Source organism: Rhodococcus sp. P4_B6 (assembly GCF_056402215.1).
Map to the genome: position 1 here is coordinate 1 of NZ_JBFUHV010000189.1, position 15,449 is coordinate 15,449.

Annotated in this window: 16 protein-coding genes, 1 tRNA gene and 1 rRNA gene; 2 read left to right on the top strand and 16 right to left on the bottom strand. The window is 67.1% G+C overall.

Features of this window, described 5'->3' with window-relative positions:
* The 9 genes from AC1DWT_RS43110 to AC1DWT_RS43150 all read right to left on the bottom strand — a co-directional run.
* A 16S ribosomal RNA gene (locus tag AC1DWT_RS43110) occupies window positions 1–133 on the bottom strand; the annotation flags it as partial.
* 537 nt (window positions 134–670) lie between these two features.
* Window positions 671–868: a hypothetical protein gene (locus AC1DWT_RS43115; protein WP_072938013.1), complete on the bottom strand. Its 198-nt coding sequence runs from the start codon at window positions 866–868 to the stop codon at window positions 671–673.
* A gap of 48 nt (window positions 869–916) precedes the next feature.
* Entirely contained in the window at window positions 917–1,039 is a 123-nt protein-coding gene (locus tag AC1DWT_RS43120; protein WP_005248443.1) for a hypothetical protein, read from the bottom strand.
* Window positions 1,040–1,081: 42 nt separating this feature from the next.
* Window positions 1,082–1,519 carry a DUF2752 domain-containing protein gene (locus AC1DWT_RS43125; RefSeq protein WP_072938015.1) on the bottom strand — a complete coding sequence of 146 codons (438 nt, stop codon included), beginning with the start codon at window positions 1,517–1,519 and terminating at the stop codon, window positions 1,082–1,084.
* 98 nt (window positions 1,520–1,617) lie between these two features.
* A tRNA-Thr gene (locus AC1DWT_RS43130) sits at window positions 1,618–1,690 on the bottom strand.
* Between the two features lie 31 nt (window positions 1,691–1,721).
* Window positions 1,722–2,936: a DNA polymerase III subunit delta' gene (locus AC1DWT_RS43135; protein WP_072938016.1), complete on the bottom strand. Its 1,215-nt coding sequence runs from the start codon at window positions 2,934–2,936 to the stop codon at window positions 1,722–1,724.
* Window positions 2,937–2,988: 52 nt separating this feature from the next.
* On the bottom strand, window positions 2,989–5,910 hold the full coding sequence (topA, locus tag AC1DWT_RS43140; RefSeq protein WP_477925461.1) for a type I DNA topoisomerase: 2,922 nt from the start codon (window positions 5,908–5,910) through the stop codon (window positions 2,989–2,991).
* Between the two features lie 137 nt (window positions 5,911–6,047).
* Complete coding sequence (locus AC1DWT_RS43145) at window positions 6,048–6,632, bottom strand: hypothetical protein (RefSeq protein WP_072938019.1); 585 nt, start codon at window positions 6,630–6,632, stop codon at window positions 6,048–6,050.
* 141 nt (window positions 6,633–6,773) lie between these two features.
* The gene (locus AC1DWT_RS43150) at window positions 6,774–6,977 is read right to left on the bottom strand and encodes a cold-shock protein (RefSeq protein WP_005248460.1); all 204 of its coding nucleotides are present in this window, start codon (window positions 6,975–6,977) and stop codon (window positions 6,774–6,776) included.
* Between the two features lie 396 nt (window positions 6,978–7,373).
* Here AC1DWT_RS43150 and AC1DWT_RS43155 point away from each other — a divergent pair, with 396 nt between their 5' ends.
* A complete protein-coding gene (locus AC1DWT_RS43155; protein WP_477925463.1) occupies window positions 7,374–9,737 on the top strand; it encodes a DEAD/DEAH box helicase in 2,364 nt (787 codons plus the stop codon).
* A 15-nt stretch (window positions 9,738–9,752) separates the two neighbouring features.
* Here AC1DWT_RS43155 and AC1DWT_RS43160 read toward each other — a convergent pair whose 3' ends face one another.
* Both AC1DWT_RS43160 and AC1DWT_RS43165 read right to left on the bottom strand, forming a co-directional pair.
* Complete coding sequence (locus AC1DWT_RS43160; protein ID WP_072938021.1) at window positions 9,753–10,535, bottom strand: CoA-transferase subunit beta; 783 nt, start codon at window positions 10,533–10,535, stop codon at window positions 9,753–9,755.
* A complete protein-coding gene (locus tag AC1DWT_RS43165) occupies window positions 10,532–11,452 on the bottom strand; it encodes a CoA transferase subunit A (protein ID WP_095862969.1) in 921 nt (306 codons plus the stop codon). Before AC1DWT_RS43165 ends, AC1DWT_RS43160 begins: the two co-directional genes overlap by 4 nt.
* Before the next feature lie 110 nt (window positions 11,453–11,562).
* On the opposite strand from AC1DWT_RS43165, the gene AC1DWT_RS43170 reads away from it, so the two are divergent.
* Complete coding sequence (locus AC1DWT_RS43170; RefSeq protein WP_095862968.1) at window positions 11,563–12,459, top strand: LysR family transcriptional regulator; 897 nt, start codon at window positions 11,563–11,565, stop codon at window positions 12,457–12,459.
* 28 nt (window positions 12,460–12,487) lie between these two features.
* Here AC1DWT_RS43170 and AC1DWT_RS43175 read toward each other — a convergent pair whose 3' ends face one another.
* The 5 genes from AC1DWT_RS43175 to AC1DWT_RS43195 form a co-directional block, all read right to left on the bottom strand.
* Window positions 12,488–13,897: an MFS transporter gene (locus tag AC1DWT_RS43175; RefSeq protein ID WP_095862967.1), complete on the bottom strand. Its 1,410-nt coding sequence runs from the start codon at window positions 13,895–13,897 to the stop codon at window positions 12,488–12,490.
* A 188-nt stretch (window positions 13,898–14,085) separates the two neighbouring features.
* Entirely contained in the window at window positions 14,086–14,442 is a 357-nt protein-coding gene (locus tag AC1DWT_RS43180; RefSeq protein WP_072938028.1) for an Rv3654c family TadE-like protein, read from the bottom strand.
* Complete coding sequence (locus AC1DWT_RS43185; protein WP_072938030.1) at window positions 14,439–14,813, bottom strand: TadE family type IV pilus minor pilin; 375 nt, start codon at window positions 14,811–14,813, stop codon at window positions 14,439–14,441. Before AC1DWT_RS43185 ends, AC1DWT_RS43180 begins: the two co-directional genes overlap by 4 nt.
* On the bottom strand, window positions 14,813–15,031 hold the full coding sequence (locus AC1DWT_RS43190) for a DUF4244 domain-containing protein (RefSeq protein WP_012691430.1): 219 nt from the start codon (window positions 15,029–15,031) through the stop codon (window positions 14,813–14,815). Before AC1DWT_RS43190 ends, AC1DWT_RS43185 begins: the two co-directional genes overlap by 1 nt.
* A 57-nt stretch (window positions 15,032–15,088) precedes the next feature.
* Window positions 15,089–15,449: type II secretion system F family protein (locus AC1DWT_RS43195; protein WP_477925468.1), on the bottom strand; the 361-nt coding region annotated here is incomplete at its 5' end.

The window sequence follows — 15,449 nt, forward strand, 5'->3', positions numbered from 1 at the left end:
GTGCAGGGCAGATCACCCACGTGTTACTCACCCGTTCGCCGCTCGTGTACCCCGAAGGGCCTTACCGCTCGACTTGCATGTGTTAAGCACGCCGCCAGCGTTCGTCCTGAGCCAGGATCAAACTCTCCGTTGAAGACTCTAGATTTCACAGGCGAACCCGTTAATCAGTCATAGACATCGAGTCAAATCACTAGCGATCAAAAACTCAAACTAGCATTATCAAASACTGACCCCCCACCGACGGAAGAAGGAGGGAAGCCAGCAAATACCCACACCACACACCCCGAAACCCGAAGGCCCCGAAAGCAATCCGTGATGCGGAGTACCAAAAACATTTGGCACTGACATTCATCGACACACTGTTGAGTTCTCAAAGAACACGCGCACACCATCACTGCCGAAGTAWCAACTTCAGCCKCTCCGGGGCAACCGTTCCAWCTTATCCTACCAGCCTCACCGGCGCAAGCCGTGACGCTGATCAAGATCAAACCGGGATTGAAGCACCACCATACACTGCGGTGAACTTCCGATTTACCAGGCGCCTTCGTCCAACCTCGTGTCCCCCGCCTTCCGGCCGGGGTCGGTGTCCGTGTCGCTCTGACCTGGAATAAGTTACGCGAAGGGAAACGAGAACACCAAATCGCCAGGTCAACGTCGCTATTCGGCCGATTCAGGGCACCCAGTACTTGGCAGCCAGCTCCTCGATCACCAGATCTCCCTCCGATGCCTGTTCCAACGTCGCGAGGTCGGAGTCGATGGAGACCAATCGTGGGTCGTCCCCCTCCGCCTCCTGGACCGGGTGCCCCCCGTCCTCGGCCAGCTGACGCAACAGCTTCTCGCGCACCCGGTCCTTCAGCGAATCGCTCATATCGAAATCATGGTCGTGCGGCGATGGGTTGTCGAGAGTGCAACACGGTCACTCCTCGGTCTCGTCCGGCGCCTTCACGTTGTCGCTCTTGCCGAAGACTCGCAGCGCGGTCGGAATGAGGACGATCAGCGCGCCCAGGATCGCGATCAACGAAAAGACCTGCATTGCCATCTGTGAACCGACTCTCTGTTTCGTGCCCGCGGCGACCAGGTGTCAGACCGGCGCGAGCCAGCTTCCCCAAGATGTGTTCCTGGTGACGGTAAACGCCGCAAGCACAATGAGCACACCCACTGTCACTCGCGGTCCCACCACGAAGACGCGGTCGCGTCGTCCTTGCCAGCGGTGACGTGCCCAGCCGATCCAGGCGAAAACCATGACCGCGATGAACGGGACGATCAGAACATTGCCGGCGACGGCCGCGCCGAGGTCGAGGTTGGTCAGGTCGTGCACTGCCCGCAGCCCGCCACAGGCCGGGCACCACCACCCGGTCAGGGCGTAGACGGGACAGAAACCGTACGAACCCGGTTGATGCGGATCCCGGAAGTGGAGGACGGCGGTCGCGACCACGGCGCCGGCGGCGACAGCGGCGGGTGCTCCGAGTGCACGCAGACCGACCGCCCGCGTCGCCGGAGTTCCACTCTGGGTGTCCACCCGTCCAGTCTTCCCGATTCTTCCGGTCTGCGGTGGATCGGACCCCGGAGACGACTCTGGCCCTTCCCGACTGATCGGGAAGGGCCAGAGGACCGCTGAGCTGCCTGAGAGAATCGAACTCTCGACCTTTTCATTACGAGTGAAATGCTCTACCGACTGAGCTAAGGCAGCGGTGCCTTTCGGCGGTGGCGAGTCTAGCGCCTCAACCCCGAGTATGCGAAAACGGCTCCCTGAACGCGTCGCCGAGACTGGCCACCATGGCGTCGACAGCCCACTGCGGTTTGACGTTGACGGTGATCGCCTCGCGGCACTCCAGGACGGCTTCGATGCACTTCAGAAGGCCTTCCGGGGTTGTTCGCGACGCGAGGTCGGCGGCTCGATCGGCCATGTCCGGGTGATTCGCGGCGGCGTTCGACTTCCACGCGACGGCGAGCGCGTCGCGGTAGAGACCGGCCAGATCGATCAGTGCGCGGTCGAGTGCGTCGCGGCCCGTGCGGGTGGCCCGGGACTTCTGGCGCTTCTCGAGATCCTTCAGCACGCCTGCCGAACCACGGAGGGCTCCGGCCGCACCCTTACCGGTACCGCCCGCGCCCAGAGCGGTGCGCAACTCTTCGGTCTCCTGCTCGTCCCGAGCGGCGCTCATCTCCTTCGCCTCCGCGTCGGCGGAACGCACAAGTTCCTCCGCTGCGGCGAACGCGGTGGCCGGCCGCAGCGCCGCGACCGCCAGATCGAGCGCGTCCTTCCGACGCACCTTGGCGTTCAGATCCGTCGCGAGACGCCGGGCGCGCCCGACGTGGCCGCCGCTGATCGAGGCCGCCAGTTGCGCGTCTTCGGGGGCCAGGCCGTCCCGCTCGCGCAGGACCTTGGCGATGGAGTCGGCCGAAGGCGTCACGAGATGGATGTGCCGGCAGCGCGACCGCAGCGTCACGGAGATATCCTGCGGGTCGACGGACGGCGCGCACAGCAGGAACACGGTGCGGTCCGGTGGCTCCTCCACCACTTTCAGGAGCGCGTTGGCCGCACCCTCGGTGAGCCGGTCCGCGTCCTCGACGACGACAATCTGCCAGCGCCCGGTACTGGGACGGCGGGCGGCGGTCTGCACGATGGCGCGCATCTCCTTGACGCTGATGCTCAGGCCCTCGGGGACGACCTGCCGGACGTCGCCGTGGGTGCCGGCCATCGCGGTGGTGCAGGCGTGGCAGGCGCCGCAGCCGGGTGTGCCGTCGCTCGTGCACTGCAGGGCGGCGGCGAAACACTGCGCCGCCACCGACCTACCCGAGCCGGGCGGGCCGGTGAACAGCCACGAATGCGTCATCGCGGAGCCCATCTCGCCGACTCCACGACGGGCGGCAGTCGCCGCGGCCGTCAGCTCGGACTCGACGTCCTCCTGGCCCACCAACCGGTCGAATACCGTCATCGCGCCAGCCTAACCGGCACGTGCGACATCCCTACCGGCCCGCGGTACCGGCTCACGCCTTCTTGTCCGCGGCCTTCGTCGAGGCGGCCTTCTTGGCGGGTGCCTTCTTGGCGGCGGTCTTTTTCGCAGCCTTCTTGGCGGGCGCCTTCTTCGCAGCGGCCTTCTTCTTGACGGGGCCGCGGGCACGCCGATCCGCGAGCAGTTCCGAAGCGCGAGCGTCGGTGATGGACTCCACCTCGTCGCCCTTGCGGAGGCTGGCGTTGGTTTCACCGTCCGTGACGTACGGTCCGAACCGGCCGTCCTTGATCACCATCGGCTTCTCGCTGACCGAGTCGACGCCCAGCTCACGCAGCGGCGGGGTGGCGGCGGCCTGACGTCCGCGACGTTTCGGTTCCGCGTAGATCTTCAGCGCCTCGTCGAGGGTCACCGTGAACATCTGGTCCTCGTTGGCGAGGGACCGCGAGTCCGTGCCCTTCTTCAGGTACGGGCCGTAGCGGCCGTTCTGCGCGGTGATCTCCTCCTTCGACTCCGGATCGACACCCACCACACGCGRCAGCGACAGCAGCTTGAGGGCGTCGTCGAGGGTCACCGTCGCCAGGTCCATGGACTTGAGCAGCGAGCCCGTCCGCGGCTTCGGGCCGGTGGCCTTCTTCGCCGCCTTCTTCGCGGGTGCCTTCTTGGCAGCAGCGGTCTTCGTCTTGGTCGTCCCGTCGGCCGATTCGTCGGGCACCGGCACCACGGCCGGCTCGGGCTCCGGTTCCGGCTCGGGCAGGATCTCGGTGACGTACGGGCCGAAGCGGCCCTCCTTCGCGACGATCTCGTGCCCGGTCAGCGGGTCGACGCCCAGCTTGCGACCCTCCTGCGGCGTCGAGAACAGCTTCTCCGCGTACTCCGGTGTCAACTCGTCCGGCGGAAGGTCGTCGGGCAGGTTGGCGCGCTGGGAGATGAGGTCGCCCTCGGGGTCGTCCGGGTTCTGGACCATCCGTTCGAGATACGGACCGAACCGTCCGACGCGGACGTGCACTTCCCGTCCCTCGGCGTCGTCGAAGAGCCGGATCGAGTTGACCTCGCGGGCGTCGATCTCTTCGAGGTTGACGCCGACCATCTTCTTCAGGCCGCCCTCACGGGCCACCGAACCCTCGGCTCCGTGATCGCCGCCGAAGTAGAAACTGCTGAGCCAGTTGCCGCGCTGTTCGCGGCCACCGGCGATCGCGTCGAGGTCGTCTTCCATGCCGGCGGTGAAGTCGAAATCGACCAACCGTCCGAAGTGCATCTCGAGAAGGCCGATGACGGCGAACGCCACCCAGGACGGGACCAGCGCGCTGCCGCGCTTATAGACGTATCCGCGATCGAGGATGGTCTTGATGATCGACGAATACGTGGACGGGCGGCCGATGCCCAGCTCTTCGAGGGTCTTGATCAGGCTCGCCTCGGTGTACCGGGCGGGTGGGTTGGTGGTGTGGCCGTCGGGGTCGAGTTTGGTGGCGGTGACCGCCTGGCCCTCGACGAGCACCGGCAGACGGGACTCGGCGTCGTCGGACTGGCCGCCGGCCTCCTCGTCGACGCTCTCCACGTAGGCCTTCAGGAAGCCGGCGAACGTGATGGTGCGGCCCGACGACGAGAACGTGCACTCCTCGCCGGTGCCCGCGGTTCCGGTGATCCGCAGCGTCAGCGTCGTGCCCCGTGCGTCGGCCATCTGCGACGCGACGGTGCGCTGCCAGATCAGCTCGTACAGACGGAACTCGTCGGTGTCGAGGCGCGAATGCAGCTGACCGGGGGTCTGGAACACGTCGCCGGCGGGGCGGATCGCCTCGTGTGCCTCCTGCGCGTTCTTGACCTTGCGGGTGTACTGCCGCGGAGTGTCGTGCACATACTCGGCCCCGTACAACTCGGTGGCCTGCGCCCGGGCGGCAGCGATCGCCGACGACGACAGCGTCGTCGAGTCGGTACGCATGTAGGTGATGTAGCCGTTCTCGTACAGCCGCTGCGCGATGCGCATGGTCCGCTCGGACGTGAACCGCAGCTTGCGGCCCGCCTCCTGCTGCAGCGTCGACGTCATGAACGGTGCATAGGGCTTGCGGGTGTACGGCTTGCTCTCCGCGGAGGAGACGGTGAGATCGACACCCGCGAGGGACTCGGCCAGGCGCTGCGCCCGCGCCTCGTCCAGAACCGTGACGGTGCTCGTCTTCAGCTGTCCGTCCGAACCGAAGTCGCGGCCGGAGGCCACCCGGGACCCGTCGACGGTCACCAGACGCGCCCCGAAACTGCGGGGGCTGGCGTCCGCGCCGGCGTCGAGAGTGGCGGAGATGTCCCAGTAGGAGGCCGAGCGGAACGCCATCCGCTCGCGTTCGCGCTGCACGATGACGCGGGTCGCGACGGACTGCACGCGGCCTGCCGACAGCCGCGGCATGACCTTCTTCCACAGCACGGGGCTGACCTCGTAGCCGTACAGACGGTCGAGGATGCGGCGGGTCTCCTGCGCGTCGACCAGGTCGGTGTCGAGCTCGCGGGTGTCCTCGGCCGCCGCGCGGATGGCCGGCTCGGTGATCTCGTGGAAGACCATCCGGCGAACCGGGATCTTCGGCTTGAGCGTCTCGAGGAGGTGCCAGGCGATCGCTTCGCCCTCGCGGTCGGGGTCGGTGGCGAGGAAGAGTTCGTCGGCGTCCTTGAGGAGGCTCTTCAGCTCCGTGACCTTGGACTTCTTCTCCGGGCTGACCACGTAGAGAGGTTCGAAGTCCTGGTCGACGTTGACGCCGAGCCGCGCCCACGGCTCACCTTTGTACTTGGCCGGGACGTCGGCGGCTCCTCGCGGARGGTCGCGGATGTGGCCGACCGACGCCTCGACGACATAGTTCTTTCCGAGGTACGGGGCGATCTTGCGGGCCTTGGTCGGCGACTCGACGATCACGAGGCGGCGAGGCTGGCCGGACGCTCCCGCCGCACCCTGTGCACTGCCGTTGTCCCCTTTAGCCACGTGAAGCCCGAGCCTTCCTGAAGTCGATCGCTGCCACTCGACAGTTGTGCAGACAAACCCTTTTATACCCGGTTCGCCTATTACTAGAGTGACATACCCGGAACCCATCCTCGCAGATCAGTACCGTCTACGCGGCCCTACACGTGGGGCCAACCGGTACGGTCGTCCACATTTCCGGGAGCCTCGCCGATGCTCTCGACGAGTCTGCCGAGCCTACGCCGACCCGAGATCCGGAGACCCGGACCGGACCCACGGGTGCCGATCAGCGTCGGCGCGATGCCCGACCGCATCAAGGCCTGGGCCAACGGCGCGTGGGTATCCGGGGCGTGCGGATCGAGTCCGAGGACGAACCGTTCGCCCTCCGCTTCACCCCTACCCGACGCCAGCGCCCACACCCTCAGCTGACGCCCCGACGGCACCCAGCCGGAGGGCACCGCCTTGACCGCTCCCCTCGTCCACTGGTCCGCGAGAGGCCGCAGGTCGACGACGGACGCGGTGCGGACCAGGGGACTACCTTCGTCGCTCCGCGTGATCTCGACCTCGAGTCCGGCCTGCGCGATCAGCTCCGCGATCGCCTCCGCCCGCCACTGCGCGTCGACCACGATGGAGATGCGCGCCCGCCCGCCGGACGTGACCACCTGGCCCGTCGCCGCGAGAAGACCACACAGATCGGTGATCGCCGGCGGCATCGCCTCCGCAGAGAAGAAGGAGAGCTGGCTCACTGAAGTACCCCCTTTTGCCACGGCACCGTTGCCGTGAAAACGACTCGTCCCCCACCGCCTCAGGCGATGGGGGACGAATCAGACGCGGCCACGAGGACCCCGCCTATCTGATTTACGTGTTCACGAACGTGAACGGCAGAATCAGACTGCGCGAACGCCGGTTGCCTGGGGACCCTTGGTGCCCTGGCCGACCTCGAACTCCACGCGCTGGTTCTCCTCGAGGGTGCGGAAGCCGCTGCCCTGGATCTCGGAGTAGTGAACGAAGACGTCAGCGGAGCCGTCTTCGGGTGCGATGAAGCCGAAGCCCTTTTCCGCGTTGAACCACTTCACAGTGCCCTGTGCCATGCTTTTCCTTCTCTTTCTAACCACCGGATTCGGCGGACAGCACATACAGTCCGCCGGGCCGGTTCCGACCGCTGTACTTCTAGATTTCCCCCTCAGGAAAAGCAGAGCACCGCGTTCGCAACATCGATCCTGCGAACGTTCACTCTTTCAAGCCTACGAACACAGAAGCTGCGACCAGTTGTAGTCAACCATGAACTCCGGGAACGCAACAGTCGAAATCCGAACAATTCACACAAAAAGTTGATCTTGTAGCGAACAGGCACGGAACTGGGCATTAGCGACGGCGTCGCGACACCCCGGGCGACAGGCCCGAAGGGGCACTCGTTATCATCAAATGCGCAGGTCGTGGCGGTGTGGAAGCTACTCGCCCGTCCCTACGACAGCCCGGAGACTTCAGTGAGCACACCGTTTTCACCCCGTGACGACAGTGGAAATACGGGCGAAACATACGGCCGAACACTGCTGAACCGAGTCCTCGAGGGTGTTCCCCGGGACGAAAAACCGCTCACTTTCGCCGCAGAAATGCCCGCCCGGACTTCTCAGCTGTCGGAATGGCCGGCCTGGGCGCACCCCAGCGTCGTCCGGGCCATGCAGGAGAACGGGATCGCCCGTCCCTGGACTCATCAGGCCGCTGCCGCCGACCTGGCGCATCACGGGACGAACGTCGTGGTGTCCACCGGCACCGCTTCGGGTAAATCCCTCGCCTACCAGCTTCCGGTACTCACCACTCTGGCAACGGATCCGCGGGCGACCGCGCTCTACCTCTCGCCGACCAAGGCGCTGGGAGCGGACCAGCTCCGGGCGGTGACGGCCCTCATCGACTCCGAGGTCCTGGACGCCGGGGACGACCTGCGCGGTGCGTGCCCGTGTGTGTTCGACGGCGACACCCCCCTCGAGGTGCGGCACTGGGCCCGGGAGAACTCGCGGTGGCTCTTCACGAACCCCGACATGCTGCACATCTCGCTTCTCCGGACCCATCAGCGATGGGCGCACTTCTTCCGCAATCTGGCGTACGTGGTGATCGACGAATGCCACTCCTACCGTGGCGTCTTCGGTTCGAACGTCGCGCTCGTGCTGCGGCGGCTGCGGCGCATCGCGGCGCGGTACGGCGCCGACCCCGTCTTCGTCCTCGCGTCCGCCACCACAGCCGACCCCGGGGCGGCGGCGTCGAGGCTGATCGGGGCGCCCTGCGCCGAGATCGTGGAAGACGGTTCGCCGCACGGTCCCCGGACCGTCGCACTGTGGGAACCCCCGCTCATGCGGGAGGTCACCGGGGAGAACGGGAGCCCCGTCAGGCGGCCCGCCGGCTCCGAGGCCGCCCGCATCATGGCCGATCTGATGGTCGAAGGCGCCCGCACGCTGACGTTCGTGCGCTCCCGCCGGGGCGCCGAGCTGACCGCGATGGCGACCAAACGCCTACTCGGGGAGATCGATCCCGAACTCGCGTTGCGCGTCGCGTCGTACCGGGCCGGTTACCTGGCCGAGGACCGGCGTGAACTCGAGACAGCCCTCGCCGACGGCACCCTGCTGGGGGCGGCGACGACGAATGCGCTGGAACTGGGCGTCGACATCGCCGGCCTCGACGCCGTCGTGGTCGCCGGGTTCCCCGGGACGGTGGCGTCGTTCTGGCAGCAGGGCGGCCGGTCCGGCCGGCGCGGCGAAGGCTCGCTCGTCGTGCTGGTCGCGCGCGACGACCCGCTCGACACGTACCTCGTCCATCATCCGTCCGCGCTGCTCGACAAGCCCGTCGAGGCCACCGTCACCGACCCGAGCAATCCGTACGTTCTCGGCCCGCAGTTGCTCTGCGCGGCAATGGAACTACCACTGTCCGACGCGGAGGCCGAAGCGTTCGGGGCGCTCGACCTGCTCGCGAAGCTGTCGGAGCAGGGCCTGATCCGACGGCGCGCACACGGCTGGTTCGTCACCGCCGGCACAAATCCTCATGGCGCAGTGGATATCCGGGGTGGAATCGGTACCCAGGTTGCGATTGTCGTGTCGGAATCCGGACGCATGCTCGGGACCGTCGACACCGGCCGCGCTCCCGCCACAGCGCACCCCGGTGCCGTCCACATCCATCAGGGCGAGTCGTACGTCGTCGACGAACTCGACCTCGACCAGGGCCTCGCCCTGGTCCACGCCGAGGACCCCGACTGGACGACGTCGGCCCGCGAAACCACCGAGATCACCGTCACCTCGGTGCTCGAGCAGAAGCAGTTCGGCGATGTCGAAGTCGCGCTCGTCGAGGTCGAGGTGACCCATCAGGTGATCGGGTACCTGCGGCGACTGTCGTCCGGCGAGATCCTCGATGCCGTCGAACTGGACATGCCGAAGCACACCCTCCCCACCCGCGCGGTGATGTACACGGTCACCCCGGAACTCCTGCTGCAGGCGGGTGTTCCGGCGGAACGCGTGCCCGGGGCACTCCACGCCGCGGAACATGCGGCGATCGGGCTCCTGCCGCTCGTCGCGGTGTGCGATCGAGGCGACATCGGCGGCGTCTCCACGGCGTTGCACGCCGACACCGGACTTCCCACCGTGTTCGTCTACGACGGTCACGCCGGTGGCGCCGGATTCGCCGACCGGGGGCACGCCGAACTCACCCGCTGGCTCGGCGCGACCCGCGAAGCGATCCGCTCGTGCGAATGCGCGTCCGGGTGCCCGTCCTGCGTGTACTCGCCGAAGTGCGGAAACGGCAACGATCCCCTGGACAAGGACGGGGCGATCCAGGTCCTCTCCGCGGTGCTGGACTCGCTCGGCTGAGATACCGCCTTCCGATCAGCGCAGATACAACCGCACCGTGTCGATCACATCGCGGAGCAGGTGAATCTCCTCGCCGGTCGGCGGCGCGGTGACCGTGAGATCGTCGGCGACCTTCAACTCCCAGCCGGTCTGCGCCCGCACGTCGTCGACGGTGACCCCCTCGTGCACGCTGACCAACTCGAGTTCGTCGAACGGGCCCTGCCGCGACAGCACGCCGAGGTTCGTGAACACCTTCGTCACCCCGCGGCCGCGAGGAGCGATCCCGTCACCCGCCGCCCGGGCCCGGACCGGGCTCGGCGACGTGCAGAAGTCGAGTTCCGCGGGGAAGGCGCTCGGATCGTGTCGCCGCATCACCACGAAGATCTCGCCGGCGTTGGGCATGATTTCCACGGCACCACCGGCACCGGGCAATCGGACCGTCGGCCTGTCCCAGTCGCCGATGATGCTGGTGTTGAGGCTGCCGTACCTGTCGATCTGGGCCGCACCGAGAAACCCGACGTCGACGTTGCCGCCCTGCAGCACGTACCCGAACAACGCCGACATCGACACCACCGACTCCGCACCCGACACGACCACCGAGTCTGCGATGCCCTCGGCCATCGCGCTGGGATGGGCGCCGCACACACCCGATTCGTAGATCAGTTCGACATCCGGGTTGCTGGTCCGCTTGGCCAGGTCGACGGCGAGCGTCGGCAGGCCGACGCCGGCGAAGACACGCCTCTTGCCTGCGAGTTCGCGGGCGGCAACGGACACGATGACCTCGGTCGCCGAGATCCCTCCGACTCGTGCTGTGGTCATTTTCTGCTCCCGTAGTCGACTGGTTCGGACAATCGAGGCGCGACGGCGAGGTCGTCCCAGTAGTCGCCGCCGAGTTTGTCCAGGTACTCCTCGTGATTCGCGGTGCCGTGCACCCATTCCTTCAGCCACGCCTGCAGGAGTCCCGAGTCCTTGCTGATAGCGGTCCAGCGCCGGTAGAACGCGCAGTCCCGGTCGTAGTAGCCCTGCACGTACGAGGGATGCGCCCCACGCGGACAGACGACGACGGCGTCGACGGCGTGGGAGGGGATCAACGTGCGGTTGGGGTCGGAGCGGACGACCTCGTCGTCGACGATCTCCTCGACGACCACGATCGCCTTCCTCGCGGCGTAGACCGCCTCCTGCTGGACCCCGGAGATCCCCCAGATCTGCACATTGCCGTGGCGGTCCGCGCGCTGCGCGTGAACGATGGTGACGTCCGGGTTCAGCGGCGGCACGACGTAGACGGTGCCCTCCCCGTAGGGGTCGTCGACCAGTCGAATTCGGGGATTGAGCCGCGGAAGGTCGCTTCCGGCGTAGGACCGCAGCGGAAAGAACGGCAGACCGGCGGCGCCCGCCTGATAGCGGCAGACCATTCCGTAGTGGCTGTACTCCTCGACCTCGAGCGGCACCGGATCGTGACGCTCGATGCGTCGTCGCAACTCGTGCAGGGACCCGGCCGAGCCGCTCGCGAAGAACGACGCCACGAGCTTGGTGACGCAGCCGGCGGCCACGAGTTGATCCGACACGATGTCCGGCGTCATCCGGCACAGCGTCAGGTTCTGGCGCTGCTGCCGGATGATCTCGTGCGCAGCCGCGAACGAGATGAGATGCGAGAAGCCCTCGAGGCACACGGTCATGCCGTCTTCGACGTACGTCTCGATGGCGTCCGCCATACTGACCACTTTGCTCATTGCCATGCCCTTCTCCGGACCGGCCGGGGGTCGCTTCGGGAACCTTCCCACCGGACTACCGCCGTCGCGCTCAATAGTGTTGACAGTTCTATTGCTCGAACTGCAATAGTTCTGGTGTGGAGATTTCTCAGATCACTGCCTTTCTCGCGGTCGCCGAGGAGTTGCACTTCGGCAGGGCCGCACAGCGCCTGCACTCGGCTCAGCCGCCGCTGAGCAGAACCATTCGGCAACTGGAGAAGCAGCTCGGGGCAACCCTGTTCGACCGGAACACGCGGAACGTCCGCCTCACCTCCGCCGGCGAGGCACTGCTCGGCCCGGCGCGCGAGGTCCTGGACGCCTGCCGGCTCGCGGAGATCGCCGTCGCCGCCGCCGGGCGCGGCCAGGTCGGCCGGGTGCGCATCGGCTTCTCCGGCGTCTCGTCCCATCTGCTCATCGGACGGTGGGCGAAACTCGTCCGGCACACTCATCCGGGAATCGAATTCGTTTTGAACAGTTCCGCTTTCGCGAGCGAGGCACTGAACAAACTCCTCGACGGAACCCTCGATATCGGCCTGGGCCGGTGGATCTTCACCCCACCCGGCATCGCGTCCCGCGTCATCCTCAACGAGGATTTCGTGGTGGCCATGACCGTCGACCACCCGCTCGCCGGCAGGGACGGCGTCCGGATCGAGGAGCTCGCGACCGAGCCCTGGGTGGCGCTGCCCGCCGATCCCGGATCCGCGCTGCGCGACTCCCTGCAGAGGGCCGCCCACGACGCCGGTTTCACGCCCCGGATCGTGCAGAGTGCGCCGGACTCGATGTCGTTGATGGCGTTGGTGTCCGCGGAGGTCGGCTGCGCGTTGACCGTCTCCTCCGTCGTCGAGAACGTCAACAACCCGGATGTCGTGTTCCTCCCGCTGATCGGAGGTCCCAGCACCCTGCAGTTGCGGATCGCGTGGCGTGCGGACGACGACAGCGCTGCGTTGCGGGAAGTCCTCAGGCTGTCCGAAGAGGCGTTGCCGACTCCGGAATGACTGCCCACTCCGGAATGACACCGCGCGGTCAGGAGTGGGCTGTCGCATGTGCCTGCCCTGCGCTCGGAGTGCCGTCGGCCTCGTCGTCTTCCTCGACGTCGAGTTGCAGTTCGTCGGCGTCGGATTGCTCCGCCGTCGACAACCGGCGCGCRTCGAATCCGGTCCGGTTCAATAGCAGGAGCGTGCAGACCAGCGACACGGCGGCGTAGCCGGCCGACACGAAGGCGACACCGACAATGTTGCCGGACGAGTTGAGCATCCACTGCGCCAGCACCGGTGTGCCGCCGCCGACGATCAGCGAACACAGCTGGTAGGCCGCTGACAAGCCGGTGTAGCGGATGTTGGCGGGGAAGGCACGCGCGAGCACACCGGCGATGGCGCCGTAGAACATCGAATGCGGAATGGTTGCGAGGCACATCATAACCACGGCGACGGCGAAGTTCTCGGTCCGGATCGCGAAGAACATCGCCGGCATCAGGACGAACTCGGGAATTACCATGATGCACATGGCTTTCCGCATATCGATCCGGGAGACCAGGACGGCGCCGAACGGCTGCACGATGAACTGCACCACGAGGGCGATCGCGATGGCACCGAGGAACGTGCCACGGTCGTAGCCGAGTTCGCTGGTGGCCCACGACAACGCAAAGGTGTTCTTGAAGTACGTCACCTGCGCCAGGGGCAGCGCGCCCGCACCGAGCAGGACGAGGACCCAATGCTTGCGCAACACCTCACCGATCGGCAGTGCGACGGTCTTCTTGCGCTTCAGCACGGTCTTCATGGCGTCCGACTCTTCGAGTTTGAGGCGGATGATCATGCCGACGATCACCAGGACCGCGGAGATCAGGAACGGGATTCGCCAGCCGTACAGCACGAATTCCGGGGTGGGCATCGCGGAGAGCAGGAAGAACGCCATCGTGGCCAGAAGGTTTCCGGCGGGCGACCCCTGCTGCGCGAACGCGGAGTACAGAATTCCCTTGCCCTTGGGTGCGTTCTCACTGGCGATCAGGACGGCCCCGCCCCACTCGCCACCCACGGCCACGCCCTGAACGACGCGGAGGAAGACCAGTGCGACAGGCGCCCACACCCCGATCTGTGCGTAGGAGGGCAGGAGGCCGATCCCGACCGTGGCGGTCCCCATCATCACGAGCGTGATGACGAGGGTGGTCTTCCGGCCGATCTTGTCGCCGAGGTGCCCGAAGACGATGCCACCGATCGGTCGGGCGAGGAACCCGGCCCACAGCGTGACGAACGCGAGCAGGGTGCCCATGCCTGCGGGCAGGGTGTCGGAGAAGAACACCTGACCGAAGACCAGGGCGGACGCGGTGCCGTAGATGTAGAAGTCGTACCACTCGATCGTGGTGCCGATGAACGAGGCGATGCCCGCTCTCCGTGCTTTCGTCTCGGCCTCGGTCCGCTGCGGTGGTGCCGTGGTCATGTAGTGCCCTCTCTCGCCAAGGGGAGTGGTGTGAATGGAAACCAGCTCGCTTCAGTGAGACTCGCATCACAGGATCCATGCCGTCCAATACTTCTCCGGCCGGGGATTATTACCGATCTGGTCATAATCCGGGAAACCCCGCGCACGCTGGAGCGATGGGCGTCACCAGTGCCGCCCCGCCGTCGACGTCACTCCGCGGGGCCCGCCCTCGCCACCGCCCGGGCGTCCCGGACCCCCGGCACGGACAGCAGCACCGGCGCGGTGACCGCGACCTCCACGTCCCAGTCGTCGACCTCACAGGACACGACCTCGGTGTGCATCCGCCCCGCGACCTCCCGCGCCGCGTCGCACGCCGCGGCGGTGCCGCGGTCCAGACCGACGGCCGCGGCGAGAGCGGCCAGATCCGCGGCCGACTGCGCCCGGTGCCGCACCGCCACCGCCGAACCGACGTGCACCAGCATCGCCGTGACCACCACCAAGGCCGCGAGCGCACAACACGCCAGCACCGTCGCGGCACCGCGGTCGTCGGAGATCCCCGCACTCACCGGCTTCCCCCACTCCACCCCGGCACCGTGGGTTCGAGAGCGGCCACCGCCTCCGCGGAGATGTTCACCAGCGGAAGAAGTGGGCTGTGTGCCCGCACGGTCGCGACGACGAACTCCCCCTCGGTCCGTACCGACACCTCGGCGCCGCCCGGGGCCACCCCCTCCGCCGCGGAGATCGCCGACTCGTGATCTCCGCGGGCGGCGAGCCGGGCGGCCTCGCGCGCCGAATCGACACACCGGACGTGCAGCGTCACCGCGGTGATCGCGCCGACACACAGCACGACCACCGCGACGATCGACGCGATCGCAATCGCCGCCTCCACCGTGACGCCGCCTGCCTCCGACCGGCGCAGGTTCTCGGCGGACCTCATCACACCGCGGTGTTCAGCGCTTTGTCGATGATGTTGGTCAACGCCGTGACGATGCTGTCGCCGGTGACGACCGAATACAGGACGGCCCCGAACGCCGCGGCCGCGATGGTGCCGATGGCGTACTCGGCGGTCGACATGCCGTCCTCGTCCGTCGCGAGCAGCGCGAGGTGCGCCGTCAGTGCCCGCACTGCCGCCAGAGACCGGATTCCGTGTTTCATGGTGTTCCCCCTTCAGAGTGTCCGGCGCAGCGGTTCTGCGCCGGAAGTGTCTGCGTGTCACAGCAACCCGCCGTCCAGCACGCGCGAGGCGAGCCCCACGACGACCGGGATGATCCCGAGGCAGATGAACGCCGGCAGGAAGCACAACCCGAGCGGACCGCTGATGAGCACACCCGCTCGTTCGGCCGATGCCGCCGCCAGATGCTCGACCTGGGTTCGGCCGTCGGCGGCGAGTTCCGTCATCGAACCGGCGAGCGACGAACCCGATGCCGCCGACCGTCGCGCCATCCGAGCGAGCGATTCGGTGGCCGGGTCCGACGCCGCCGCCTCCCACGCGGTCGCCGCGTCGGCCCCCAGCGCGAGTAGGTCTGCGGCGCGGCGGAGCGATTCCGACAGCGGCGCCGGCGCGGACCGCGAC

What these genes read in the sequence shown, in the direction of transcription:
- AC1DWT_RS43115 (WP_072938013.1), bottom strand. Translation starts at nt 868, where the DNA reads ATGAGCGATTCGCTGAAGGACCGGGTGCGCGAGAAGCTGTTGCGTCAG.
- AC1DWT_RS43120 (WP_005248443.1), bottom strand. Translation starts at nt 1,039, where the DNA reads ATGGCAATGCAGGTCTTTTCGTTGATCGCGATCCTGGGCGCGCTGATC.
- AC1DWT_RS43135 (WP_072938016.1), bottom strand. Translation starts at nt 2,936, where the DNA reads ATGACGGTATTCGACCGGTTGGTGGGCCAGGAGGACGTCGAGTCCGAG.
- AC1DWT_RS43150 (WP_005248460.1), bottom strand. Translation starts at nt 6,977, where the DNA reads ATGGCACAGGGCACTGTGAAGTGGTTCAACGCGGAAAAGGGCTTCGGC.
- AC1DWT_RS43160 (WP_072938021.1), bottom strand. Translation starts at nt 10,535, where the DNA reads ATGACCACAGCACGAGTCGGAGGGATCTCGGCGACCGAGGTCATCGTG.
- AC1DWT_RS43165 (WP_095862969.1), bottom strand. Translation starts at nt 11,452, where the DNA reads ATGGCAATGAGCAAAGTGGTCAGTATGGCGGACGCCATCGAGACGTAC.
- AC1DWT_RS43185 (WP_072938030.1), bottom strand. Translation starts at nt 14,813, where the DNA reads ATGAGGTCCGCCGAGAACCTGCGCCGGTCGGAGGCAGGCGGCGTCACG.
- AC1DWT_RS43190 (WP_012691430.1), bottom strand. Translation starts at nt 15,031, where the DNA reads ATGAAACACGGAATCCGGTCTCTGGCGGCAGTGCGGGCACTGACGGCG.